Source organism: Georgenia halophila (genome assembly GCF_039541595.1).
This window is the reverse complement of sequence record NZ_BAABGN010000012.1, coordinates 368,655-394,578: the sequence shown is the minus strand read 5'-3', so window position 1 is coordinate 394,578 and position 25,924 is coordinate 368,655. Positions and strand designations below refer to the sequence as shown.

The window sequence follows — 25,924 nt, the reverse complement described above, 5'->3', positions numbered from 1 at the left end:
GGCGTCACCCTTGCCACGTCACCGATCCTTGGAGCTGCTCCGCCGTGCCCAGACACACCTCCCGCCTCGCTCGTCCCGCCCTGCTGGCGCTGCTGGCCCCGAGCCTGCTCGCCGTACCGCTGCTGGTCCCGCCCGCCGCCGCGCAACCCGACACCCGCGACGACATGGACCTGGTGGCCGACGGTGTGTTCGCCAGCGCGGAGACGGACCGGGTGGCACCCGGGCTGGACGTCACGCGGTTCTCGCGCCTGGAGGACGAGGGCTGGACCGCGGGTGCGGTCCTGCACGCCGACCTCTCGGTCGGCAGCCTCGAGGCCGACGTCGTCAACTCGGGGACCGTCACCGAGCCGGTGCCGGTCTCCGAGCACGTGGCCCGCTCCGGCGCGGTCGTTGGAGTGAACGGTGACTTCTTCGACATCAACTACTCCAACGCCGCCCGCGGCACCGCGTTCGGCTCCGGCGGCGTCCTCAACGGCACCTCCACGCCCTACCCGGCGCTCGCCGTCTCGGAGGGCGTGGCGAGCATCGGCGAGCTGACGACCGAGGCGACCTTCACCGTCGACGGCGTCGAGCACGCGGTCGCCGGGGTCAACACGCCGCACCTGCCCGAGGACGGTGTCGGTCTGTACACCTCCGGATGGGGCAGCCACACGTTGACGCGTCCGGTCGGCGGGCCGGAGCAAGTTTCCGGGCAGATCGCGGTGGCCGTCGTGGACGACGGCGAGGTCAGCGAGGTCATCGAGGACCCGGGTGCCGGTGTGCTCGACGCGCCGGAGATCGCTGGCGGGCAGGAGCTGCTGCTCGGCCGTGAGGATGGCGCCGAGCTCCTGGCAGACCTGGAGGCCGGGGACCCGGTCGAGGTCGCCGTCGAGGCGTCGATGCCCGCGGACGTCGCCGTCACCGGCAGTGACGTGCTGCTCGCCGACGGCGCCGTCGTGGCCGACGACGGAGCGGTGCACCCGCGCACCGCGGTCGGCGTAGGACCGGACGGCACCGAGCTGTTCGTCGTCGCCCTGGACGGGCGGGCGCACTTCGGCCGCGGCATGTCGCTGGCCGAGCTGGCCCAGCTGCTGCTGGACATGGGTGCCACGGACGCCGTCAACCTCGACGGCGGCGGTTCGACGACGATGGTCGCCCGCAGGGCAGGCGCGACAGCCGCGGAGGTGATGAACCGACCCTCCGACGGTTCCGAGCGGCCCGTGCCGAACGCGCTGGTGTTCCGCAGCACCGCCGAGAGCGGCGCGCTGCAGGACGTGGCGGTCTCGCCGAGCAGCGACCGCGACGGGGCGGCCCACGTGGTGCCCGGTCTGCACCGCACGCTGCGTGGCACCGGCCTGGACGGGAACCTGGCGCCGGTGAGCGCGGACGGCGAGTTCACCGCGGCGTCGAGCGCCGTCAGCGTGGCCGAGTCCGACGGTGCGACCGCCGTCGTGCGCGGCGAGCACCGGGGCACGGCAAGCGTGCGGTACGCGGTCGGGGACCTGACTGCCAGCACGCAGCTGGAGGTGCTCGGCGAGCTGGATCACGTGGGCGCCTCGCAGAACGTGGTCGCGCTCGAGGCCGCCGGGAGCTCCGCCGTCGTCGAGGTGACCGGGTACGACGCCGACGGGCACGCCGCACCGATCGAGGTCCGTGACCTGGTGATCGACGCACCGGAGGGGTTCACGGTCGAGCCCGAAGGTCTGGACGCCCTTCGCATCACCGCACAGTCGGGCGACGGCGCCGGGACGGTGTGCCTCTCGGTCGCCGGTCATCAGATCGAGATCGCGGTGACCGCCGGGTCGGAGGAGCTCCAGGTGGCCGACATGTCGGCCGCGGCGGACTGGAGCTTCGCCTCCGCCAGAGCGACCGGAGAGGTCGCGCCGGCACCCGGGCCCGACGGCGCTGACGGCCTGCGCATGAGCTACGACTTCACCCGGGCCACTGCCACGCGCGGCGGTTACGCGGTCGCCCCCGAACCCCTGGAGCTGCCGGGTCAGCCCCGCGCGGTGACCATGTGGATGCACGGCTCCGGCAACGGCGAGTGGCCGCGGCTGCAGGTGAGCACGGGCGACGGCGTGGTCACGAACCTCGACGGACCGATGGTCACGTGGGAGGGGTGGCAGCAGGTCACGTTCCCGGTCCCGGCCGGGACGGCGTACCCGCTGACCCTGGAGCGGGTCCGCATGATGGAGACGCGTCCGCAGGCCCAGTATCAGGGCGAGGTCGTCATCGGTCCGATCTCCGTGATCGTGTCCGCCCAGGTCGACCCACCGGTGCAGGAGCCGGTGCACGACCCGGTGATCGTCACGGACGGCACCGTCGCCGACCGGCCGTTGCAGGTCGCCGTCATGTCGGACGCCCAGTTCGTCGCACGCAACCCGGACAGCGACCTCGTCCAGGCCGCGCGCCGCACGCTGCGGGAGATCGTCGCCGCCGAGCCGGATCTCCTCGTCATCAACGGCGATCTCGTGGACGAGGCCACCCCGGCGGACTTCGCGCTCGCGCGGACCGTGCTGACCGAAGAGGTGGGCGACGCCGTGCCCTGGGTCTACGTCCCCGGCAACCACGAGATCATGGGCGGCGCGATCGCGAACTTCGTCGAGGAGTTCGGGCCGACGCACCAGTCCCTGACTCTCGACCGGACCCGCGTCATCACGCTGGACTCGTCCACCGGCACCCTCAGCGGGGGTGGGATGGACCAGCTCCGGATGCTCGAGCAGGAGCTCGACTCGGCGGCGAACGACCCCGGCGTGTCGGGCGTCATGGTCTTCGCCCACCACCCGACCCAGGACCCGCTGCCCGACGACGCCAGCCAGCTCGGCGACCGGGTGGAGGCCGCGGCGCTGGAGGAGAAGCTCGCGGACTTCCGGGAGAACTCCGGCAAGTCGGCCGCCTACATCGCCGGCCACGTGGGCGTCTTCCACGCCAGCAGCTCCGAGGGCGTCAGCTACGTCATCTCCGGGAACTCCGGGAAGAACCCGAGCTCGACGCCCGACAACGGTGGCTTCACCGGCTGGATGATGCTGGGCGTCAACCCTGCCGCCGGGGACGTGGGTCGCGTGCCGGACGTCCCCGGCGCCCGGCTGGCGTGGATGCGCGCCCAGGTGAACGCGCACGTCGACGACCTCTGGATCACCGGACCGGAGGCCATGGAGGTCGGTGACCAGGCAGCCGTCGGTGCGACGATCCTGCAGGGTGGCCGTGAGGTCCCCGTCGGCTGGCCGGTCTCCGGCGACTGGACGGGCCAGGGCGTCACGATCGACGACGGTCACACGGCTCGGGCGGGTGACGCGATGGTCCTCGAGGCCTCGGGCGCTGCGCTTCGCTACAACCCCGCCACGGGCACCCTCACGGCGGTCAGCCCCGGGGAGGCCGTCCTGACGGTGGCGGTGAACGGGACGGTGGCCGAGCTGCCGGTCACGGTCGCCGCCGAGGACGGAACGCCTCCGGACCCGACGGATCCGCCCACCGAGGAGCCCACCACGCCGTCGCCCGAGGACCCGTCGGACGAACCGACCAGTGAGCCCACGGCCTCACCGGCCCCGGGGTCCGACGGAGACGACGACGGTATGGGCGGTCCCGACGGCACGGACGGTCAGGATGGCGCGGGCGCACCGGGCAGGGACCAGGGGGCGCCGGGCGACCGGGGCCAGCACGACGACGGCGGCGAGCTGCCATGGACCGGTGCCCAGGTGGCGATCCCGGCTCTACTCGCCGCTGTCCTGATCGTGCTCGGTGTGTGCGCCCTGGCCGCGCGAGGCCGGAGTGCCTGACGCCCCGGCTACCCTTCGAACGTGCGCACGCTCGGCCCCACCGACCCGGTCCGACCCGACGTCACTCGCATCCTCGTCGCCGGCACCGCCGGAGCGGGCAAGACGACCCTCGCGGGCCACATCGGCGAGACGCTGCAGATACCGCACACCGAGCTGGACAATCTGTACTGGGGCCCCGGTTGGACGACCCGCGAGTCGTTCCTGCCCGACGTCGAGGAGCTCGTGGCGTCGGAGGCCTGGGTGACGGAGTGGCAGTATCGGGCGGTCCGACCGCTGACCGGTGCACGTGCGCAGCTCATGGTGTGGCTGGACCTACCGGTGCGTGTGCGCATGCACCGGGTGACCCGCCGCACGCTGATCCGACGGCTGAAGCGCGAGGCGGTCTGGGACTCGAAGAACGTCGAGCCGCCCCTGCGGACCGTACTCAGCAAGGAGGACCACATCCTCCGGTGGGCGTGGGACCGCCGCCACAGCCTCGACGACCTGCCCGAACGCCTCGCCGCGGAGCTGCCGCACCTCGACCTCGTGCGTCTGAGCTCACCGGCCGACGTCCGGACCTGGCTGCGCACCCTGGCGAGCTCCCGCTGAGCCTCGCTAATCCTCCATCGCCTCGTTGCCCGCCTCCTGCGCCTGCTGCAGTGCCCTCGCCACGGGGATGTCCCCGAGGAACATGTCCTGCAGGATCGGTGCCACCGCGTTGAGCCCGGCGTTGACGTCGGGGCCCACCGGAGCTGGTGCGGTTGGCTCCTGTGCCGCGTCGATGAAGACCTGCACGTCGACGCCGCGTTCGGCCCAGTAGTCGACGAACGTCTCCTGGGCGGCTACAGCGGCCGGGAAGGCCACACCCTGGCTGGCAAGTGCCGACTGTCCGTCCGCCGAACCCAGCCAGCGCAGCACCTCGGTGGTGGCCTCGACGTTGTCACTGTTGGCGTTGCCGACGGCCGCCACGCCGTGGACCACGCTGATCCGACCCTCGGGCCCCTCGACCAACGGCGCGAGTCCCCACTCGAATTCGGCGCTGTCAGCGATGCGGCGCAGGTTGTACGGACCCGACTGGAACAGACCGAGCCGGCCCTGGAGGAAGAGGTCCCGGGTGACGTTCGGGTTGGTGTTCGTGTCGGCGGCCGACGGCGCCACGTGGTGGGTGTTGATGAGGTCCACGAGGTACTGGAAGGCCTCCTCGCCCTCGGGCGTGGCGAACGCGAACTCGTCGCCTTCCTGGAACTGGGCGCCGTTCTGCGCCAGGAAGTCCCGGTAGATCGCTTGCAGGTCGGCCTGGGCGTTGAAGCCGTAGACCGCCGTCGAGCCGCGGTCGAAACCCTCGTCCCCGGGATGGCGGCCCTCGGTGTCCGTGGTCAGTGCTCGCGACGCCGCGAGCAGCGTGTCGTTGGGGCCGACCGCCTGGCCCTCGTCCGCGGGCGGCTGCCACGTCAGCTCGGTCGGATCCACGCCGGCGTCCTCGACGAGCTGGGTGTTGTAGTACAGCGCGATGGAGTCCCACAGCTGGGGTACCCCCCAGAGGGAGCCGTTCCGCTCGTACAGGTCGGTCACCGACTCGACCCACTTGTCATGGTCGTCGCCGATCGCGTCGCTGATGTTGATGAGGTCCCCGCTGTCGGCGTACCGGCCGAAGTTCGAGGTGTTGGTCCAGAAGATGTCCGCCATCTCACCCGAGCTGATGTCCAGCGGCAGCCGCTCCCAGTAGTCAGCCCACGGCACCGTCTCGATCTCGACCTGGATGTCGGGGTTCTGGGCCGTGAACGCGTCGAAGGACTCCGCGTACGCGGGCGCTGCGACCTCGTCCCACAGGCGGAACGTCACGGTCGTGGCGCCGCTGGCGAGTGCGTCGTCGTCCTCCGCCGAGCTGTTGGTGGCACCGGGTGAGCAGGCGGCCAAGGCGAGGGCAGCCGCGGCGGCCGCCGTCGTGCCCTGGACGCGGCGGCGTCGGCGCGCGGTTCCCATCGGCCCTCCTTGGCGTTCCCCCTGAGCCCAGGCCATTGGACCCGGCTGTCAAGACCACTGGACTCGTTCGTCAACCTAGTGCCCCGCCCCGTGGCGGACCGGGCGCCACGGCGGACAGTGACCGAACGTGATCTCGGGCGAGGTTATCGCAGACCGATTCCGATCGAACGCGTGATCTGCCGCTGGAAGACGAGGAACAGCACGACCAGCGGCGCGAGGGCGATCGTCGTGGCCGCCATCACGAGCGTCCAGTTCCCCGCGTACTGACTCTGCAGCGACGCGGTCGCCACCGTGATGACGTTCCATTCGGGTGCCGGCGCGATGATCGACGGCCAGATGAAGCTGTTCCACTGGGTGACGACGGTGATGAGCAGCAGCGTGGCGAGGATCGGCCGATTCATCGGCAGCATGACGTACCAGAGCCGGCGCAGGACGCCGGCACCGTCGATGGTGGCGGCGTCGAGCAGCTCGGCCGGGGTGGACCGGAAGTTCTCACGCAGCAGGAAGATCGCGTAGGGGCTGCCGAGCAGGAACGGCACCACGAGCCCGGCGAAGGTGTTGCGCAGGCCGGCGGCCGTGAGCATGGAGTACAGCGGGATCATCGTCACCACGGCGGGGATCATCAGCGTGGCCAGGTAGGTCCAGAAGATGACCTCCCTGCCGGGGAAGCGCAGCGTGCCGAAGGCGTACGCGGCGAGCACGGAGGAGACCAGCTGACCGGCGACGAGCACGAGCACCATCTGGGCCGTCACCGCGATGGGCACGACGAAGTCGTAGGTGTCGGTGAACAGGGTCGTGAAGTTGCCGGCCGTCACCGGGTCCGGCAGCGACAGCGGGACCGTGGTGGTGAACTGCTCCGGCGCCTTCAGCGCCGTCATCACCGAGAACACGAACGGGCCGACCACCACCGCAGCGCCCGCGAGCAGCAGCAGGTACGTCAGGGCGTTCGCGAGCCGGCGCGCGGTGCGCGGCGACGTCGGCGGCCGGCTCCGCGGGGTGGCCGGCCGTGCCGTCGTCGGGGGCACCGTTGTCGGGGACGTCGTCGGTTGTCGGGTCATGTCATGTCATAGGTGATCCGGCGGCTGAAGTACCGCTGCTGGACAAGGGTGACGGTGACCAGCACCACGAGCAGCACCACCGCCATCGCCGATGCCCGGCCCAGGCGCAGCGCGACGAACGCCTCGTCGTAGATGTGCGCGGCGATGACGTCGGTCGATCCGGCGGGGTAGCCGCGGGCGGCGCCGGTGAGGCCGTAGACGAGGTCGAAGACCTGGAAGGAGGCGATGACCGAGGTGACGGACACGAAGAACGTCGTCGGTCGTAGCAGCGGCAGCGTCATCGAGTAGAACGTCCGCACCCGCCCCGCGCCGTCGATCGTGGCGGCCTCGTAGACCGACGGGGGGATCTGCTGCAGACCGGCCAGGAAGAACAACGAGATGTACCCGACCGTGGACCACACGTACACGAACGCCACCGCCGGAAGCGCCAGCGCCGGGTCCGACATCCACTCCACCCGCTGGCCGAGCAGCGCGTTGACCGCCCCGGTGCTGGGGTCGAACAGCCACCGCCAGACCACGCCGAGAGCCAGCGGGGCGCACACCCACGGCAGCACGTAGATCACCCGCAGCGCCGAGGTGCCCGGCAGGCCGCGGTTGATGGCCAGCGCGAGCAGTAGCGCCACCGCGATCGACGTCGGCAGGGCCATGAGCGTGAACTTCGCCGTCACCCAGAGCGAGTTCCAGAACGCCTCGGAGCCGGCCAGGTCCGCGTAGTTGTCCAGCCCCGCCCAGAGCGGCCGGGAGATCAGGTCCCACTCGGCGAGCGAGATCAGCAGGACGAGCACCACCGGGACGAGCAGGAACCCGCCGACGCCGATGAGGCTCGGGACGAGCAGCGCGTACCCGGTCAATGCCTCACGACGGCGGAGCGCGCTGCGCGCGGGTCGGTCACCTGCCACGGGTGCTCAGGCCGGCTCCAGGCCGGCCAGTCGGGTCGAGCCGCCGGCGGCGCCCAGCAGCCGCGCCAGCTCGCGCTCGTAGACCGGGCCGGGGGAGGCCTCCTGGCCGCGGTAGGTCCAGCTGAGCAGGAAGTCGATGTTGAAGCCTCGGGAGCAGCGGGCGCAGCTGGCCGGCCGGGAGGGGCGGCGGTGCCGGTCGTAGGTGTGGCCGCGCGGGCAGGTGCCGCGCCAGGGGGCGGGCGGCCGGGGGGCGTCGGCATCGACAAGCCGCTCCCCGCTGCAGCCGATCCGCCGCGCCTGTGCCCGCCAGACGGCGTCGTGAGCGTGCTCGGGACCGACGAGGGCGTGGGCGATCTCGTGCAGCACGGTGTCCCGGACGTGCTCCTCGGTGTAGAGCGCCATGAGGTGGCGGGAGAGTGAGACGACCCGTGCGTCGAACCGGCACGCGCCGGCGCGGCGCTTGGCGTTGTCGAACCGTAGCTGCCACCCGTCGAGCCCGTGCTCGGCGAGCAGCTGCTCGCCGAGGGCCCGCACCGCCGTCAGGTCCACCGGCACCTCCTGGAACGTCGCACCAACCGAGCGCCTCCCGGCGCACAACGGTGCTCAGCCTATGAGGGAGATCCGACACGTGCGTCCAGGCTTGTGGACACGGGATCGCGGGATCGTGGTCGGAAGCGCCCCGCCCCGCCGCCGGGTCCAGGACACCACCCGTCGCCGCGGTCGCAAGGGTGAGTTCTCCGCGGCATCGCGGAACAATTCCTTCGCCGCACGAGCGTCGCTCTACCGACGTAGTCTGCCGTGAGACCGTCAACGCGCACCCGGGGGGGAGCATTGTGGAGTCGTTACCGACCTTCATCGGGCGGCGCGAGGAACTGCAATCTATATCCGTCGCGGTTCGCGAGTGCGGTGCGCAGCGCGAGCCGCGCTACGTCCTCATCGAGGGCCCGCCGGGGATCGGTAAGACGACGTTGCTGAACCAAGCCGTCGCCATGATGTCGGAATCTCGGCGCGTCATTATCTATCTCGACGCTGACGATCGAGGGCGGGCCGGTTTCGCCGCACGCCAGCTGCTGCGCAAACCGCACCGGAATCGTGCCCGGCAGGACCGCGAAGGCCTGCAGGCGCGAGTTCAGGCCGCAGCAGACTCCATCGAAGCTCCGATCGTCGTGGCTGTGGAGGACTTCCATTGGGTCGACACGATGAGCGCCGACATCTTCTTCGACGTCATCCGTGACATGGAGCCGGTGCCGATGTTCAACCCGGTGACCATGCGCAGCAGTGATCGCGCCGACCTTCGGCGGTTCAGCCGGCTGGCAGATACGAAGGCCGAGGCAGTGCACTGCGTCCTGGCGCCGTTCACGGCGGAGGAGATACGCGGGATTCTGCGGGAGGCGACCGATCTGCCCGTCGGCATGGCTGTGGCCAGACGTGTACAGGAGGCGACCGATGGCTTTCCCCAGTTCGTCGCGGCTGTCGTGGCGTGGCTTCGGGCCGCACCACGGGGGAGGGCCGCAACATCGAGCAGGTGATCACCTCCATCCACGCCCCGCAGGGACCGGTCGAGGCGTACCAGCAGGTTGTTGCGAACGTGCTCGACGAGTACGGGCCGACGACGCGCCGTGTCATCGCCCTGCTGTCCCTCACAGTCGCACCCATGGCCTTCGCGCAGATCGCCCGGGCACTCGAGATCCCGCAGGTGGACGTCGATGAGCTGTTCGACACGGCCTTGGTCACCACCGTCTCGGGGCGAGCGAGACTGCGGTACGGCATCACGGCGCGGGCCGTTCAGAGCCTTCTCACTCCGGCCGAACGCGCCGATCTGCACCAGCGGCTCGTCGAGCGCGGAGGTAGTCGCCGGGATGTGCTGGTCCATCGGGCCGAGCTGACCCAACTCAGGGCGACATCGCCCGTGAGCGATGAACTGGTCACCGAGCTGAGCGCGGTATGTCGCGATGCTCTGGACAGGCAGGATCTGCCGACGGCGGTGACGTTCGCCCGGGCAGCCTTCCGCGTGCGTCAGGAGGAACCGACTGCGGCGCTGCTGACGCGTACTGCAGTCAGGGCCCGACGTACCGACCTGCTGGTCGACCACCACCATCTGCTCGAGCTGTTGCCGCACGGGATGGCGCGTAGCGCGGCTCTGGTACGGATCCACGTGGAGGCGGGACGGGCCGACGAGGCGTTCCGCGAGCTGGACTCCGCCGGCGCCATACGTCCTGGCGACACCGACGTGCTTCTCGTCTACGCGGAGGCGCTCGCCGACCTGAGCACCATCGCGGCTCTCCGGGGTCTCCTGGGGCGCGCCGTCGACCTCCTCAGTCGGACCGACGAGCTCCTGTGGGAGCACGAGACCATGTTGGACGGTGACGGTCGCGCGGCGGAGAGGCGACCTGCGGGCGCTAGCACCGCCGTCGATCTCACCAACGTTCGGGCGTTGCTACGAATGTGGCGCGCCATAGCCGAGGAGGGGCCGGGCATCCTGACCGACTCGGAGTCGTGGTTCAGCAAGGACCTGGCAACACTGGAGTCGATCCCCGGAACCACGTCCAGCCGTGCCGTGATGCTGGCTGCCCGCGGCCCCGAGCGGCGACGCACCGGATGCCGGCCCGGGGCCCTGGAAGATCTGGACTTTGTCGACAACCATGCCGAGTGGATCCATCCGGCGACCGCCGTGTACGGGCGTGCCCAGCTCGCTTATGCGCGCTTTGACGCGGGGCTGTGGGATGCGGCGTTCAGCGTCGGCAACCGCGCCGCCAGCGAGGCATTGCTCAGCTCCGAAGGAGCGCCCGCCACGGTCGCCTATGCGGCCGCGGCACTCGTTCCCCACGCCCGGGGCGAAGCCGGGTCGTACCGCGCGGTGATGGACGTCGTGCACGCCGTGCCAGAGTCACACTCTCCTACGGGCCGAGCCTGCCGCGATCGTGTTGCACGTGCGCGAATCCCGGAAGTAGCACGTGGTTCCACACCGTGGTCCTCCACGCTCCAGCCCTTGGGCCTGGGGCAGCCCGCTCGGACGAACGCGTCACGCTCCTCGGCACCGCGCCGGCGCGGGCAGCAGCGACCCGTAGACGTCGAGGGTGCGCGCCGCGGTGCGTCCCCAGGTGTGCAGGAGCGCTCGCTCGCGCCCAGCGGCACCCAGCCGTTCGCAACGGGCGGTGTCGCTCAGCAGCGCCCTTAGCTCGGCGGCCCAGCGATCGGGGTCCCACCCCGGCACGAGGACACCGGTGACACCGTCGGCGACCGCGTCCCGCAGGCCGCCGGAGTCGGCGGCGACCACGGGGGTGGCGCAGGCCTGGGCCTCCAGCGCGACCAGCCCGAACGTCTCGGAGTGCGACGGCACGAGCAGTAGCCGGGCCCCCGCCATGAGGTCAGCGAGCGCGGTGCGGCTCTGCGGACCGGCGAGCTCTACGTCCTCCGCTACGCCGAGGCGTGCCGCCAGGTCGAGCAGCCTGCCCGGGTAGTCCCTGAAGCCGGAGGTGGCGCCGCCCGAGACGACCAGCCGTGGCCGCTCCGCGGGGTCGAGCGCGGCGAGGGTCTCGATCGCCAGGTCCAGACCCTTCAGCGGCTCGAGGCGCGCCGCCGCGAGGATGTAGTCGCCGCGCCCGTGGGCGGCGGGGCGGAACTGGCGGGAGTCGACGCCCGGCGTCACCTGGACCACTCGGGCCGGGTCGGCGCCGAGCCGGTCGACCACGGTGGTCCGCTCGGCTCGGCTGGCGACGACGATTGCGTCCGACGTCGCGGCCAGGTGTGCCTCGCCGCCGAGCCGCCCGGGTGACTCCGGCCGCTCGCCCGATGACAGCGGGGTGCCTGCCGGAGCAGCGATGCTGTTGAAGCTCTGCACGTGTGGTGTGCCGGCCAGGTGTGCCTGCTCGAGAGCGGCAATCCCGCTGAACCAGTGGTGCGAGTGGACGACGTCGTAGGGCTCGAGCGTGGCCAGCGCGTCGGCGAACTCGGCGACGTACTGCTCGTGGTCGCCCTTGTCTCGAGGCTCCGGTGGTCCGACCCGCAGCTGCCGCAGGAGCACGCCGGGGGCGAGCTCCATCTCGGCAGGCGCCTGCGGGGACGTCCAGCGCGTGAGGATCTCGACCAGATGCCCCCGGGCGGCCATCTCCGCGGCGGTGTGCCGGACAGCCACGTTCATCCCGCCGACATCTCCCGCCCCGGGGTCGTCCCCCGGCGACGTGTGCAGACTGACGTGAGCGACGCGCAAAGGCATGAGCTCACCGTATGGCCCCGAGCCCGTACGCGGCGCCGCCGGTCCAGGTCTGCCGCGCCCGACGACCGACACGGCTCTCGGGCGCAGTCGGGCGGTTCCCCGCTCGTACCGTCCGGGGACCGCCTCAGCGGACCTTGGGCTTCGGCAACGGTGGCGGCGTGGCAGCCGGCCGCTTCCTCAGCAGCACGAACGACTCCTTGATCGCCCGGTCGAGCTGCGGGTCGTCGTCGGCGAAGATCTGGCCGGGCGGGTGGACCACCTCGATGTCCGGGTCCACGCCGTGGTTCTCCACGCCCCAGCCCTTGCCCTCGAGCCAGAACGCGTACCGCGGCTGCGTCACGACGGTGCCGTCCACGAGGTCGAAGCGACCGTCGATCCCGACGACGCCGCCCCACGTGCGCACACCCACCACCGGGCCGACGCCGAGCGCTTGGGAGGCGGCGTTGACGATGTCGCCGTCGGAGCCGGAGAACTCGTTGGCGACCAGCACGACGGGTCCGCGGGGCGCCCGGTTCGGGTAGGTGCCGGGATCGTCCTCGTGCCGGGCGGTGCCCCAGGCGACCACCCGCGCGGCGAGGCGCGCCACCACGAGCTCGCTGGTGTGGCCCCCGCGGTTGTACCGCACGTCGGCGACGATGCCCTCGGCCCGGCTGGCGAGGCGGAGGTCGCGGTGCAGCTGTGCCCAGCCGTAGCTCATCATGTCCGGCACGTGGAGGTAGCCCAGGCGGCCACCGCTGCGCTCGCGGACGTATTCGCGCCGTGAGCGGACCCAGTCCTGGTACCGGATGATCTCCTCGTCGGCCAGCGGCACGACCACCACGCGGCGCTCGCCCCCGTCGCGCCGCAGGGTCAGCTCGACCGGCTTGCCCGCCGCACCGACCAGGTTCGCCGCCGGGCCGACTGCCGGGTCCACCGGGACGCCGTCGACGGCGGTGAGGAGGTCGCCGTCGCGCGCGTCCACTCCGGCCGCGCGCAGGGGCGAGCGGGCGTCCGGCTCGCTGGACTCACCGGGCAGGATCCGGTCGATCCGCCACCCGTCGTCGGCCGGGGACAGGTCCGCCCCGAGCAGGCCCAGGCGGCGGTCCTCGTTCCCGAGCGGCCGGGAGGGCATCACGTAGGCGTGGGAGGTGTTCAGCTCGCCGACGGTCTCCCAGAGCACGTCCACCAGGTCGTCGTGGCTGCGGACCTGGTCGACGACCGGGCGCCACCGCGCCACGACTCCGTCCCAGTCCACGCCATCCATGTCCGCGCGCCAGAAGTGGTCGCGCATGAGGCGGGCGTTCTCGTCGAACATCTGGCGCCACTCGGCGGACGGGTCGAGCTCGAACCGGAGCCGGCCGAGGTCCACGGACACGACCTCGTCGTCGTCCTCGCCCGGCTTTCGGGTGGCCGGGGTGACGGTCACGGAGTCCTGGTGCTTGACCACCAGGCGCTCGCCGTCACCGGAGACGGCGTAGCCGCCGACCTTCTCGACGATGGTGGTGACCTTCCGCTCCGGGAACGACCAGCGCTCCAGGGAGTCGGGAGCCGGATCGCCGCTCACGCCCGCGCGGCGCGTCCCGAGGTCACCCTCCTCCTCGGCGACCCGGATCCACAGGACGCCGTCCTTGGCTGCCCGCAGGTCGCGGTACTCGGCCGAGGGGACCGGGAAGGGGACGATCCGCTCCTCGGCGCGGTCGGCGTCGAGGTCCGGGCAGACGACGGCGGACTCGTCCTTGTCGCCGGCCGTGTCCTTCGACTTGTCCTTCTTCTTGTCGGACGCGTCGGCTGCGCCCTCTGTGCCGTCGGCCTGGTCCTCCGGCTTGGACAGCCGCCAGCCGTCCGCGCTCGGACCGAACGGGGCCGGCTCGGTGGCGGAGATCGGGATGAGCCACGGCCGGGTCGCTCCGGAGAAGGACAGCGCGAAGGCGTGCTTGTCGTAGTGCGGGTCGAAGGTCCGGTCGGAGAGGAACACGATGTACTTGCCGTCGAGCGTCACCGCGGGGGAGTGGTCGTGGAACTGGCCGGACGTCAGCGCGACCGGGGCGGCGCCGGTGGAGGTGTCGAGCACCACGACCCGGTGCAGCTCGCCCTCGACGTCGGTGGGCTCGGACCAGACCAGGTAGCGCCCGTCGGGGGAGAAGCTCGGCGTCAGGGCCTCGCCGTTCCCGGAACGGGCGACGTCCCGGACCGTCGGCCGGGGCGCGCTGCGGCCCCGCCGGCCCGATCCGCCGGCCAGTGTGACCAGCCGGATCCAGCCGTCGTGGGAGATGACCGCGAGGCGCTCACCGGCGGGGTCGGAGTCCAGGTGGAGAACCCGGCCGAGCTGCCCGCCGAGCACGCGCCGGGGGTGCTCGCTTCCGTCGAGCGAGTGGATCTCGATGGCGTCCTCGCCGTCGGCGTCCGTGACGACGGCGGCCCGGCCGGTCCTGCCGAGGACGACCGGCTCGCGGACCCGGACGCCGGAGTCCGCGACGACGGCGTGCGCCGGGCCCTCCCGGTGCGCGAGCCAGAACGCGTTGCCGCGCCAGCCGACGAGGCTGTGGTCGCCGCCGTGGTCGGGGGCGAGCGCGTCGAGGTTCTCGGTCGGGGCGACGGCGGTGCGGGTCGGCGCCGTGCCGGGCAGCGTCACGTCGAGGGTTCGGGGTTCGGCGTCGAGGTCCTCGAGGGCGTCGAGCAGCCATATCCGACCGCGGCTGTGCCAGGCGATCGTCTCACCGTCGGTGGTGGCGTCGCGGACGTACCCGGTCTCCGGGTCCTGGTGCGTCAGCTGGCGCGGCGCCCGCTTGCCGGGGGTGTCCCAGATCCACAGGTTCGCCTGCTCGTCCGTGCGGTCGGGGAAGGTGGCGGCGCGGTCGGAGACGAAGAGCAGCGCATCGCCGATCCACATCGGGTCGACCAGGGAGGCGTCGTCGTCGGCCAGCAGGCGTTCCCACCGGCCCTTGCCGGACTTGTCCAGCCAGAGCCGCGGTGCGGTCCCGCCTCGGTAGCGCTTCCAGTGCGCCGGGGGCCGGCTCCACGGTGTGGTCAGGGCGACGGCGCCGCCCGGGTGGAGCGCGAGGCCGGACGCCATGCCGTGGGCGAGGCGTTCGGTCGAGCCGTCCAGCCCGACGGCCTTGACCACCGCGTGCCGCATGTTGGCCTCACCGGCGTTCGACGCGACGAGGATCCGCTCGCCGCCGTCCCAGCCGAGCATGGTCGTGACCGACCCGGCCCACCACGTCAGCCTCCGCACCTCGCCGGAGTCGATGTCGGTGACCATCACCTCGGGGTGGCCGTCGCGGTAGGACACGAAGGCGACGCGGGTCCCGTCCGGCGACAGTCGCGGCTGGCGGACGGGGACGCCGTCGTGGGTCAGGCGCCAGGCGCGGCCACCGTCGGTGGTGGCCAGCCAGAGGTCGTCCGCGGCGACGAAGGTGACGAGGTCACCCTGGACGTGGGGGAAGCGCAGGTAGGCGGGGGTCGCGTGAGTCACCCGTCCAACCTACTGAGCACACCGGCGCGCGCCTACATCTTTCGCCGGCCCGGCCACGAGCGGCCCCGGCGCCGTCGCCAACAGCCCTCCGGGCAGGAGAAAAGTGCACCAGTTGCTGCTGGGAACCGCACAGACAGCACATTTTCGACGTCGGGCGGCCGCCTCAGCTCAGGTCTCGACCGCGACCGATGCGTCCGTGCGGCGTACGGGCGGGCGGACGAGCAGGGCCAGCACGATGACCGAGGCGGGGATCACCGCGAGCAGCTGGGCGGCGCCGCCGTAGCTGCCGACGAACCCGTGGCCGAGGGACAGGACGAGCGGGCCGAGCGCCGTCGAGGCGACCGAGATGGTCGTGGCGATGCCGCGGATCGCTCCGATGTGCGCGGTGCCGAAGTAGTGGCTGTAGGCGGCCGCCTCGGTCGCCATCATGGTGCCGCCGGCCGCGCCGAGCAGCGCGCCGTACAGCAGGGCCGTCCAGCCGGAGTCGAGCACCGACAGGGTGCTCAACGCCCCGCCGAGGAACAGCATCGCCAGCACGAGCCCGTACTTCGGCGCGACCCGGTCCGCCAGCGCACCGACGCCGAGGGTCACACCCATCGTCGCGGCGGCCTGCGGCAGGAAGTTCAGCGCCGCGCGCGTCGGGTCCAGGCCCTGCTCTCCGAGCGCGGCGATCTGGTGGAAGTTCAGGGCCGTCGTCAGCAGCCCCGAGGTGGCGAGCCCGGCGGCGATCACCCAGAACATCAGCGTCCGGACGGCCTCGCGGGAGGTCCACGACGCTTCCGCGGGAGCGGTGCGCGCGGCGGTGTCCTCCGCCTCGTCCGCCGCTTCGGCGCCCTCCTCTGCCGGTCCGACGGCGACCGTGCGGCGCCCTCGACCGAAGATCAGCAGCGCGATCGGGATGACGACGGCCCAGACGGCCACCGCCTCGATCCGCCAAGTGGTGGACATGCCGTACTGGCTGATGAGCCGCTCCAGCAGCACGGGCGCGAGGGAGATGCAGGTGGACCCGACGGCGGTCTTGATGCCGAGGGCGAACCCGCGTCTGCGGGTCACGTGCACGGCGACGGCGGTGGTCGCGGCCAGCCCGAGCGCACCCTGACCGGCCATCCGGATGCCGACGAACCCGGCCGTGAGGCCGACGATGTCGGTCACGAAGCTCAGCCCCATGAGGACCGAGCCGAAGACCGCGCCGATCACGGCCATGACACGCCCGACGCCGAACCGGTCCAGCGCCCGGCCCACGAACGGCAGCGCCACCGCACCGGCGAGCGTGCCGACGAGGTAGCTGGCGGACAGCATGCTGCGGGAGATGCCGAGCTCCTCGACCAGCGGCCCGGTGAAGACGGAGATCGCCGCGGTCTGGCCGGGCGCCGTCATGATCGTCGCCAAGCTGCCGGCGACGATGACGGTGGCGCGCCGTGGCGGGGCGTGCGGCTCGGTGCGAGCGGCGGATCGCGTGGTCGTGGTGATCCCTGTCGGTCGTGGTCGGTCCTGGGAGTGTCCGGCCGAACGTTCGGCCGGGCCCGTCGGCGTGGGCGGGCGGCGTCGCGGTCGACGCTAGCCCGACGGCGGAGGCATCGCCCGCGGTGTCCGGGTGGCTGACAGCACGGCAGGACCCGGAAGTGCCGCCGCCTCCGGGTGGTTGCACCGGACATGACCGTGACCTCGCCCCAGGACCGCCGGCGGGTCGACGTCGTCGTCATCGGCGCCGGCCAGGCCGGCTTGTCCGCCGGATATCACCTGCGGCGCCGCGGGTTCGTGCCGGCGTTCGGCGGGCACGACGGGGGCGTGGCTCGGGTCGGCGGGTCCGCGAACGGCACCGCACCGGCCGAGGTCACCGGCACCTATGTGATCCTCGATGCCGAGCCGGGTCCCGGCGGCGCGTGGCGGCACCGCTGGCGCTCGCTGCGCATGGCTACGGTGAACGGCATCCACGACCTTCCCGGCATGGAAAGGCCCGACGTCGACCCCGGCGAGCCGAGCGCCGAGGCTTTGCCCCGGTACTTCGCGGACTACGAGGCGGAGCTCGAGCTGGCTGTGCTGCGGCCGGTCCGGGTCTCCGCCGTCCGCCGCGCCGACGACGACCCAGACGGTGAGCTGCTGGTCGAGGCGGAAGGTGCTGGCCTCTCCGAGGGCGAGGGCGACGGTGCGGTCAGCGGGACGATCCCCACCCGTGCCGTCATCAACGCCACGGGCACGTGGACGAAGCCGTTCTGGCCGCGTTACCCGGGCCAGCTGGACTTCCGGGGCCGCCAGCTGCACGTCGCCGACTACGTCAGCGCGCAGGAGTTTGCCGGTCAGCACGTCGTCGTGGTGGGCGGCGGAATCTCCGCCGTCCAGCTGCTCGACGAGATCTCCCAGGTCACGACCACCACGTGGGTCACCCGGCGCGAGCCGGTCTGGCGCGACGGCGACTTCGACGCCGAGGCGGGACGCCGTGCCGTCGCCATGGTCGAGGAACGGGTGCGCCGGGGCCTGCCGCCGCGCAGCGTCGTGTCGGTGACCGGCCTGGTCCGCACGCCGGCGCTGCGGGCTGCCGAGTCTCGCGGCGCCCTCGAGCGCCACCCGATGTTCACGCGCATCGAGCCCGACGGCGTCCGGATGGCGGACGGGTCCTTCCAGCCTGCCGACGTCATCCTGTGGGCGACGGGCTTCCGTGCGGCCCTGGATCATCTCCGGCCGCTGCAGCTGCGCGGCCATGGCGGCGGGATCGCCATGGACGGCACCCAGGTGGCCGACGAGCCGCGGGTGCACCTGATCGGGTACGGCCCGTCGTCGTCCACGGTCGGAGCCAACCGCGCCGGTCGGGAGGCAGTGACCGAGCTGCTCCGGCTGCTGGAGGCGCCTGTCCTGACCTGACCGAACTGGGGCACCTGTCCCAGAACCGGCAATGTGACCGGCGTCACACCAAGAACCGCGTCATCGAATGCCGCTTCGTGCGTCACGGGGCGTCATCTCGTCGACAACGGCGCGACCGTTCTCGGTGACCGGTCGCGGAAAAGTCCGATCGGGGAATGGCGGACAGCGGACTGCGCGGCGTGCAAAGATTCACCAGCGGGCACCGACAAGGCCGTCGTCCCGCATCGCACGTCGTCCCTGGCCGGTCGACGCATTTTGCCCGTGACCAGGATTGAGATCGACATGCATCTACGTGTTCTGCCCGTCCGCGCTCGGCTTCGCGCCTTCATCGCCACGCTGCTCACGATCGTCCTCGCCGGCGCGGCAGCGTTGTCCGGCGCGGTGTCGGCGTCGGCCGCGCCGGGTGACCCCGAGTACCTGACCGTCACGAAGTCCGTGAGCGCGAGCACGATCTCGGTGGACGAGCCGTTCACCTACACGATCACGGTCAACTGCTCGGAGGCGTCCTGCCTCGATGCCAACCTGCACGACGCGTTCCCGGCGGAGCTGGCCGGCTACGCGGTGCAGAACGTGACGATGCAGCCGTCCGAGTCTTCTGTCCCGCGGGACGTCACCTGGACCGTCGGAGGACAGCCGAGCGACGCGGCCCCGGACGTGCTGACCGCCGACACGGTGCTCGACGTCGACTTCACGGGCGCGGTCACCTCACCCGCCGGTACCGGCCTGCAGAACGGGTCCACCTTCACCGTCCTCGTCACCCTGCAGGCACCGGACGACGCACCGCCGGGCGAGCACACGGCCGTCAACGTCGCAGAGACGACCGCCACGAACTCCGCCCCCGACACCGCCGAGGCGACCGTCACCCTCGTGGTGCCCTCGATCCTCGACGTCGAGGTGAGCAAGGTCTGGTCGCCCACCCCGCAGACCTTCGCGCCCGGCACGCCGTCGAGCGTCACGCTCGGTGCCACGAACGCCTCCAACGGTCCCGTCGAGACCCTCGTCCTGCAGGAGCCCGCGGCAGCACCGGACGGCGCCACGGATCTCGACCCGAGCAACCCGTTCACCATCACCGACCTCAGCGGCCTGTCCGGTGCCACCATGCCTGCGGGCGCCACCGCCGTGCAGGTCGACGTGTACGTGCAGCAGTCGGACGGCTCCTGGGCCTGGGCGACCGGCCCGCCCGCCGCCACGCCCACCCTGCCCGACGGTGTCGCACCCGGTGACGTGGCCGGAGTCCGCCTGACCTACACCGGCGAGGCGATCGCCGAGGGCACCGGTGCCGGCATCTCGCTCGATCTGGTCCAGCGCGCCACCCACCGCGGCACCGACGCCGACCTGTCCACCGAGGCGCACGCCGTCACCAACGTCGTCGCCGGCAGCGCCGCCGTCGAGCACATCGACGAGCCCGCCACGGACACCGCCACCGCGACGTACACGGTGAACCCCGTCGCGATGAGCGTCGCCGTCGAGAAGTCGATCGACCCGGCCCGCATCGCGGCCGGGGACCGGGCCGACGCGAGCCTGACCGCCACGAACACCTCGGACGGCGGGATGGACTCGCTCCGGATCGCCGACCTCGACTACTTCACCGAGGACGTCACCTTCGGTGGCTTCACCGCGGCACCCACCTGGCCGGCCGGGGCGACCTCCGCCGTCGTGCTCTACCACCCGCTCGACGGCGGCGAGCCGGTCGAGGTGCCGTTCGCCGACGAGGAGACGCCCGCCGCGCCCACCGCGCCCATCTCCGGCTTCGAGCTGGTCTTCACCGCCCCCGACGGTGGCATCGAGCCGGCCGCGACGACCGCCGCCCCGTTCACGATCGTCACGAGCGAGAACGCCGTGGCCGTCGGTGAGTCGATGCAGACCACCAACACCGCGGCGGCGACGGTCACCGCGCCGAACGGCCGCACCGCCGAGGACACCGCGGAAGCGCCCCTCGAGGTGGTCGCCCCCGCCGTCGACGTCGAGCTGGCGAAGACGATCCGCCCCTCGAGCGCTGTCGCGCCGGGCGAGACCGTCGTCACCCAGCTCGCCGCCAACCTGACCACCACCTCCGACTACGTGACCGCCGACCGCATCGTGGTCGAGGACGCCTGGACCGGTGACGGCGGGTTCTGGGACGCGTTCGACCTCACCTCCGTCGCACCCACCCAGGTCCCGAGCGGCGCGGCGCTGACCGTGGAGGCGCGCCTCCCGGACGGCACCTGGACCACCCTGCAGGTGTTCGACGCGCAGCCGGGGCCGTTCCTGGCCTCCCTCTCCGCCGCGGAGATCGACGACGCGCTCCCCGCGGGTGTGGCCCGGACGGACCTCACCGGGATCCGGTTCACGTTCGACGCCGAGGACGCGGCCGGCTTCCCCTCCGACACCACGGTCACGCCGTACGTCGTCTCCACCGCCCGCGGTGACCTCCGCTCCGGCGGCGACATCCCCCAGACGGAGACGACCTACCAGAACGTCGCCACCACGACCGGCACCGGCACCACGCCGCTCGGCACCGACCTGGTCGACGAGGCCGACGACACTGGCGAGGCGGTCGTCGACCCCGGGGCGGGCATCGGCGAGGTCGGCATCGACAAGCGCTGGAACCAGCCCACCGTGGTCGCGCAGTCGGACCAGCAGCGCACCACCACACTCTCCTGGAGCGTCGCGCCCGGCTACGGCGGCGTGGTGCTCTCGGACCCCGCCGCCCCGGCGGCGCCCCAGGACACCGTGTTCGAGGCGTTCGACCTGGTCCGGGTGAATCCCATCGGTGCCAGCGACACCCCGTTCAACAACGGCTGGTACCTCAAGTACGACAAGATCACCGGCGTCGAGCTCTTCCGCGACGGCGCCTGGCAGCCGGTCGCCCCGCCGGCCGGCGGATGGCAGTCCGCGGACGGTTCGTTCGTCGGCTACCTGCTCACCGCAGAGGAGCGGGCGCAGAGCACAGGCGTGCGCGTGACGCTCGCGGAGAACGTCCGCGCCCGGGAGGCCGCCGCGACCACGGGCGAGGCGTACGACCCGTACGCCCCGGCGCCCGGCACAGGCGTGGCCACGAGCAGCTCCGCGCGAACGCTCGACCTCACGTGGCAGATCCGCGACACCATGCGCCCCAGCGGCGACTGGGTCACCGACGTGGCCACCTACAACACGGCCGACGCCGGCACGGTGGACAACACGGCGGGCATTCTGGCGATCCCCGTCGGGGGCGGCACCCCCGTCACCGACGAGGGCAGCGACGAGATCGTCATCACCAACGCCCCGCCCGGCGTGACCGTAGCCAAGGCGGTCGACCCGACCACCGACCTGTACGTCCCGATGGCCGGCACCGACGCGAGCCGGTACCCGACTGCGACGTTCACGCTCACTGCCCAGAACGACTCGGTCTCGAAGGCCTCCTACGTCCGGGTCACCGACCCGCCGGCCTGCACCGACGCCGCTGACATCGAGCTCTGCCAGAGCGCCGGCACCGCCGCGGGCGCGACGGCGGACCCGTTCACTGCCGACATCGATTGGCTCACCGCCGCCGGCCTCGGCAACCCGTTCGACCGGTTCGACCTCACCGGCATCCGGATCGGCGCGAGCATCGCGGACCAGGTGGACCTCGCGGCGACGACCGTGTGGCTGCTGCGCTACGCCGACGGCGGATACACCACCGAGCAGACCACCGCGGCCGCCGCGGTCGCGATGGACGCCGCCCAGCTCGCCGACGTGGTGGGCATCAGCGTCACGTTCCAGGACGCCGACCCCGCGGTCGACGGCGGCTCCATCACCGCCGACAACCGCCTCACGGTGGAGCTCGACACGGTGCTGCGGACCACCATCCGCAGCACCGGCGAGCCGCAGACGGTCGCGGCGAACGACCGGGTGAGCGTGCCGAACCGCGTATTCGCCCAGTCCTACGACCCGATCCTCAACGACGGCGCGGTCAACGGCGCACAGGCTTCCGCCACCCCCCGGCTCACCGGCGGCGACGTCAACGTGGCGCCGACGAAGTCCGTCGCCCCCGACGCGCTCACCGAGCCCACCCGGGACACCCCAGTCACGGTGACCCTCGGTGCCAACCAGGGCAGCGACCCGCGCAGTACCCTGCCACCGGCCGAGGTCCACCTCACCGACGACGTGTCCACGTCACCGGACTTCTGGAACACGTTCGACCTCACCGGCCTGGGTGCCCTTGACGCCCCCGCCGGCGCCGACCGGGTGGAGGTCTCCGTCTACGGACCGTTCGGCCCGGACGGCGAGCTGACCTGGGTGGAGTCCGCGAAGACCCCCGTCGGCGAGGCGACCATCCCGGTCACCGCGGAGGAGTACGACAACGTGCAGGGCATCGCCTTCACGTTCTCCCGGGCCGACGGCGGCTTCTTCTCGGACGTGTTCCCGGCACCGAGCTGGAGCACCACCGCCGCGTTCACCGTGCAGCTGCGCGAGACGTACCGCGACTCCGGCGCGGAGGTCGCCCTGAACGGCGAGGTGGAGAACACCGTCACCGTGGTCAGCGACCGCCTCAACGGCGAGAGCTCGGAGGCGAAGGCCACCTCCGCCGTCATCGACCTGAGCCTCGGCACGTTCGCGCTCGAGGTGAACAAGCTCGCGAACAACGGCAACCACACCGCGTCACCGGGCCAGAGCGTGCCGTGGGACCTGACGTTCCGCAACGCCGGCACGGGCTACCTCACCATCACCGAGCTGCGCGACTCCCTCCCCGCGCACCTGGAGTACCTGGGCGAGGACCCGGTTCACACCGGCGACGACGACGGCCTGCTCGGCACCGACGTCGCCGTGGCCCAGGACGGCCGTGACCTGGTTTTCACCTGGCCCGAGGGCGAGCGTCGGATGGCGCCGGGCGAGACGTTCACCGTGCGGATCATGCTCGAGCTACAGCCGGGCCTGGCAACCGGTGAGCACGCGACGAACACCATGACGGTGCGCACCGCGGAGGAGCTCGCCGGCTGCGGCAACATCGAGGGCGGCGGTTCGACGACGGACGCCTGGACGCTCGACCCGAGCACGTGCGGCACCACGGACTACGTCACGCCGAGCGTCGGGCCGAACCTCTTCACCGTCAAGGGCGTGCGTGGGGCCCTGGCGGGCGCGACCAACCCGAACAACCCGGCACAGGTGTGCGCGCCGAGCCTGACCGCCACCGGCGGGGAGTACTACCGGACGCCCTGCGCCGCGAACAGCGTGATCGGCGGCACCGACGACTGGGTGCTGCGCAGCCTGAACGCGGGCACCGTCCCCGTCGAGGAGATGGTGCTGTTCGACCAGCTGCCCGTGACGGGTGACCAGATGCTGCTCTCCGGGAGCGCCCGGGGGTCGGTCTTCCGCCCGCAGCTGCTCGACGGCCTGGACGTCACCGCACCCGAGGGCACCACGGTGGTCGTCGAGGTGACCACCAGGGCCGGGGTGTGCGTCGGCACCTGGTCCGGTCTGACCACGAACGAGCCCTGCGCCCAGAACGGCGAGGTGTGGGTGCCGCTCGAGGACGACACCGACCTGTCCGTGGTGACCGGTCTGCGGGTGTCGCTCGACTTCGGCAGCACGCAGGCGGGCGCCCTCACGCCCGGCCAGTTCGTCGACGTCACCTACAGCACCGAGAACGTGCCGGCGTCGGACGCCAACCCCTCAGGCGCACCGTCTGCCGTGCCCGCCACGGACAGCTACGCCTGGAACCAGTTCGGGGTGAAGTACCGCAACGCCGGCGCGGACGAGTTCAACAAGATCGCGCCGTCGGCGGTCGGGGTGCACCTGCTCTTCGGCTCCATCGAGGTGCACAAGGAGATCACCGGACCCGCGGCCGGGTACGCGCCGGCGGAGTTCCTCGCCGACGTCACCTGCACCGTCGAGGGCGTCGAGCTCTCCATGGGTGACGACGCGGTGGTGGAACTCACCGACGACAACGGGTACAGCCACCGGATCGGCGGCATCCCGCTGGGAGCCGAGTGCGTCGTCGACGAGCAGGGCGAGCAGGGCAGCTTCGGGGAGTCCACCCGGAGCGGCCCGGTGACGCTGTCGGTGGCCGCCGAGGACAACGCCGACGAGGAGGTGCCGGCCGCCCAGGTCGCGACCATCACGAACGACTACGCCTTCTCCGGTCTGAATGTCACCAAGCAGGTGCAGACCGAGGCCACGGCCGGCGAGCTCGGTCCGTTCGACTTCACCCTGACCTGCGAGACCGCGCTCGGTGAGCCGGTGACGTTCGGTGACGCCGACACGCTCGAGTTCACCCTCGCGGACGGCGAGACGTTCACCGCACCGGCGGACACCGTGCCGGTCGGGGCCACCTGCGTGGTCACCGAGGTGGACGCGTCCGCGGCCGACGAGATCGTGGTCGTGGGCACGAACGTCACCGACAACGGCGACGGCAGCGCCACGGTCGAGGTGGGGGCCACGCCCGGCGAGGTGACCGTGACCAACGGCTACGACGCAGGCATCCTCACCGTCACCAAGGTGGCCGACGGCGCCGGCGCGGACCTGTACGGCGCCGGTCCGTTCACCTTCACCGCCGAGTGCACCTACGGCGAGCAGGTGCTGCTCGGGGAGACGTTCAGCCTCGGCGCCGGGGAGACCCGCACGTTCGGCACGTACCCCGCGAGCACCGAGTGCGCGGTCACCGAGACCGCGACCGGCGGCGCGAACGCCACGGTGCTCGAGCCGACCGACGGGACCGTGACCATCCTCGGGCCCGAGGACCAGGACGAGACGGTCGGGTCGGCCGAGGTGATCGCCACGAACACGTTCCTCCTCGGGGACCTCGTGATCGACAAGGTCGTCGACGGCCCCGGCGCCGCCCTCTACGGGTCCGGACCGTTCACCGCCCAGGTGGTGTGCACCTGGGACCGTGACGGCGAGGCCGTCGAGGTGGCGCTGCCCGGCGACGGGCTCGTCACGCTCAACGCGGCGAACGGCTACACGGCGGTGCTCAGCGACCTCCTGGTCGGCACCGACTGCACCGTGGCCGAGGTGGGCACCGGCGGCGCCACCAGCACCGCGATCAGCCCCGCCGACGGCGTGGTGACGATCGTGGAGGCGAGCGCCACCGACGGGCCGGGCGAGGGTGAGGAGCCCGGAGACGGTGAGCAGCCGGGTGACGGTGACGCCGTCGCCACCGTGGTGCTCACCAACACCTTCGAGGTCACCTCGTTGGAGGTGACCAAGGTGGTCGAGGGCGACCTCGACGCCGAGGGCGCCCAGGGGCCGTTCATGGTGGAGCTGCAGTGCACGTGGGACGCCGGCGGCGAGCAGCGCGAGGTGAGCATCCCCGGTGGTGCCACCCGCGAGCTGCGCGCCCCCGAGGCGCTGACCGCCACGTTCGACGACCTGCCGCTCGGTGCCGACTGCACCGCGCAGGAGACGGCGACCGGCGGCGCCGACAGCACCGCCATCTCGGTCGAGACGGCCGGGTCGGACCCCATGCGCACGGACGGGACGACGGCGGAGGTGACGCTCGCCGCGTCGGCCGACGGGCCGCCGTCGGCCGTCACCGTGACGAACACGTTCGACGCGCCGCCGGCGGGTGGCGGCTCGGACGGCGGCGGCTCGGACGGCGGCTCGGACGGCGGCGGTTCGGACGACCCCAACGGGTGGCTGCCGGACACCGGCGCCCAGGTCGCCTGGCTCGCGGGCGTGGCCGCACTGCTCGTGCTGGCCGGCATGATGCTCGTGGTGGCCCGACGCCGGACTGACGCGACCGAGTAGCGGCACGTGCCCGGTCGGCCGTGAGGCCGGCCGGGCAG

The 25,924-nt window shown here is 72.1% G+C and carries 12 protein-coding genes; 5 read left to right on the top strand and 7 right to left on the bottom strand.

What is annotated here, in order from left to right:
* The first annotated feature begins 44 nt into the window (after positions 1–44).
* Together ABD907_RS15640 and ABD907_RS15635 are read left to right on the top strand one after the other, a co-directional pair.
* On the top strand, positions 45–3,755 hold the full coding sequence (locus ABD907_RS15640) for a phosphodiester glycosidase family protein (protein ID WP_345217198.1): 3,711 nt from the start codon (positions 45–47) through the stop codon (positions 3,753–3,755).
* Between the two features lie 21 nt (positions 3,756–3,776).
* Entirely contained in the window at positions 3,777–4,343 is a 567-nt protein-coding gene (locus tag ABD907_RS15635; protein WP_345217197.1) for a P-loop NTPase family protein, read from the top strand.
* A 6-nt stretch (positions 4,344–4,349) separates the two neighbouring features.
* On the opposite strand, the gene ABD907_RS15630 is transcribed toward ABD907_RS15635, so the two are convergent.
* The 4 genes from ABD907_RS15630 to ABD907_RS15615 all read right to left on the bottom strand — a co-directional run bounded on the left by ABD907_RS15630 (position 4,350) and on the right by ABD907_RS15615 (position 8,223).
* Positions 4,350–5,717 carry an ABC transporter substrate-binding protein gene (locus ABD907_RS15630; protein ID WP_345217196.1) on the bottom strand — a complete coding sequence of 456 codons (1,368 nt, stop codon included), beginning with the start codon at positions 5,715–5,717 and terminating at the stop codon, positions 4,350–4,352.
* Positions 5,718–5,860: 143 nt separating this feature from the next.
* Entirely contained in the window at positions 5,861–6,775 is a 915-nt protein-coding gene (locus ABD907_RS15625) for a carbohydrate ABC transporter permease (protein WP_345217195.1), read from the bottom strand.
* Entirely contained in the window at positions 6,772–7,674 is a 903-nt protein-coding gene (locus tag ABD907_RS15620; protein WP_345217194.1) for a carbohydrate ABC transporter permease, read from the bottom strand. Before ABD907_RS15620 ends, ABD907_RS15625 begins: the two co-directional genes overlap by 4 nt.
* Positions 7,675–7,680: 6 nt before the next feature.
* Positions 7,681–8,223 (bottom strand): SprT-like domain-containing protein, encoded by a 543-nt coding sequence (locus ABD907_RS15615; RefSeq protein WP_345217193.1) that lies wholly within the window; start codon positions 8,221–8,223, stop codon positions 7,681–7,683.
* A 284-nt stretch (positions 8,224–8,507) separates the two neighbouring features.
* Here ABD907_RS15615 and ABD907_RS15610 point away from each other — a divergent pair, with 284 nt between their 5' ends.
* The gene (locus ABD907_RS15610; protein WP_345217192.1) at positions 8,508–9,203 is read left to right on the top strand and encodes an ATP-binding protein; all 696 of its coding nucleotides are present in this window, start codon (positions 8,508–8,510) and stop codon (positions 9,201–9,203) included.
* 1,493 nt (positions 9,204–10,696) lie between these two features.
* On the opposite strand, the gene ABD907_RS15605 is transcribed toward ABD907_RS15610, so the two are convergent.
* From ABD907_RS15605 to ABD907_RS15595, 3 genes are all read right to left on the bottom strand, one after another.
* On the bottom strand, positions 10,697–11,890 hold the full coding sequence (locus tag ABD907_RS15605; RefSeq protein WP_345217191.1) for a glycosyltransferase: 1,194 nt from the start codon (positions 11,888–11,890) through the stop codon (positions 10,697–10,699).
* Between the two features lie 124 nt (positions 11,891–12,014).
* Positions 12,015–15,344 (bottom strand): S41 family peptidase, encoded by a 3,330-nt coding sequence (locus tag ABD907_RS15600; protein ID WP_345217190.1) that lies wholly within the window; start codon positions 15,342–15,344, stop codon positions 12,015–12,017.
* Between the two features lie 168 nt (positions 15,345–15,512).
* Positions 15,513–16,733, bottom strand: coding sequence for an MFS transporter (locus ABD907_RS15595; RefSeq protein WP_345217189.1), 1,221 nt, complete (start codon positions 16,731–16,733; stop codon positions 15,513–15,515).
* 264 nt (positions 16,734–16,997) lie between these two features.
* Between ABD907_RS15595 and ABD907_RS15590 the strand changes: the two genes are divergently transcribed.
* Together ABD907_RS15590 and ABD907_RS15585 are read left to right on the top strand one after the other, a co-directional pair.
* Positions 16,998–18,203, top strand: a complete 1,206-nt coding sequence (locus tag ABD907_RS15590; protein ID WP_345217188.1) for an FAD-dependent oxidoreductase — start codon at positions 16,998–17,000, stop codon at positions 18,201–18,203.
* 282 nt (positions 18,204–18,485) lie between these two features.
* Complete coding sequence (locus ABD907_RS15585) at positions 18,486–25,886, top strand: DUF5979 domain-containing protein (protein WP_345217187.1); 7,401 nt, start codon at positions 18,486–18,488, stop codon at positions 25,884–25,886.
* The last annotated feature ends 38 nt before the right edge of the window (positions 25,887–25,924 follow it).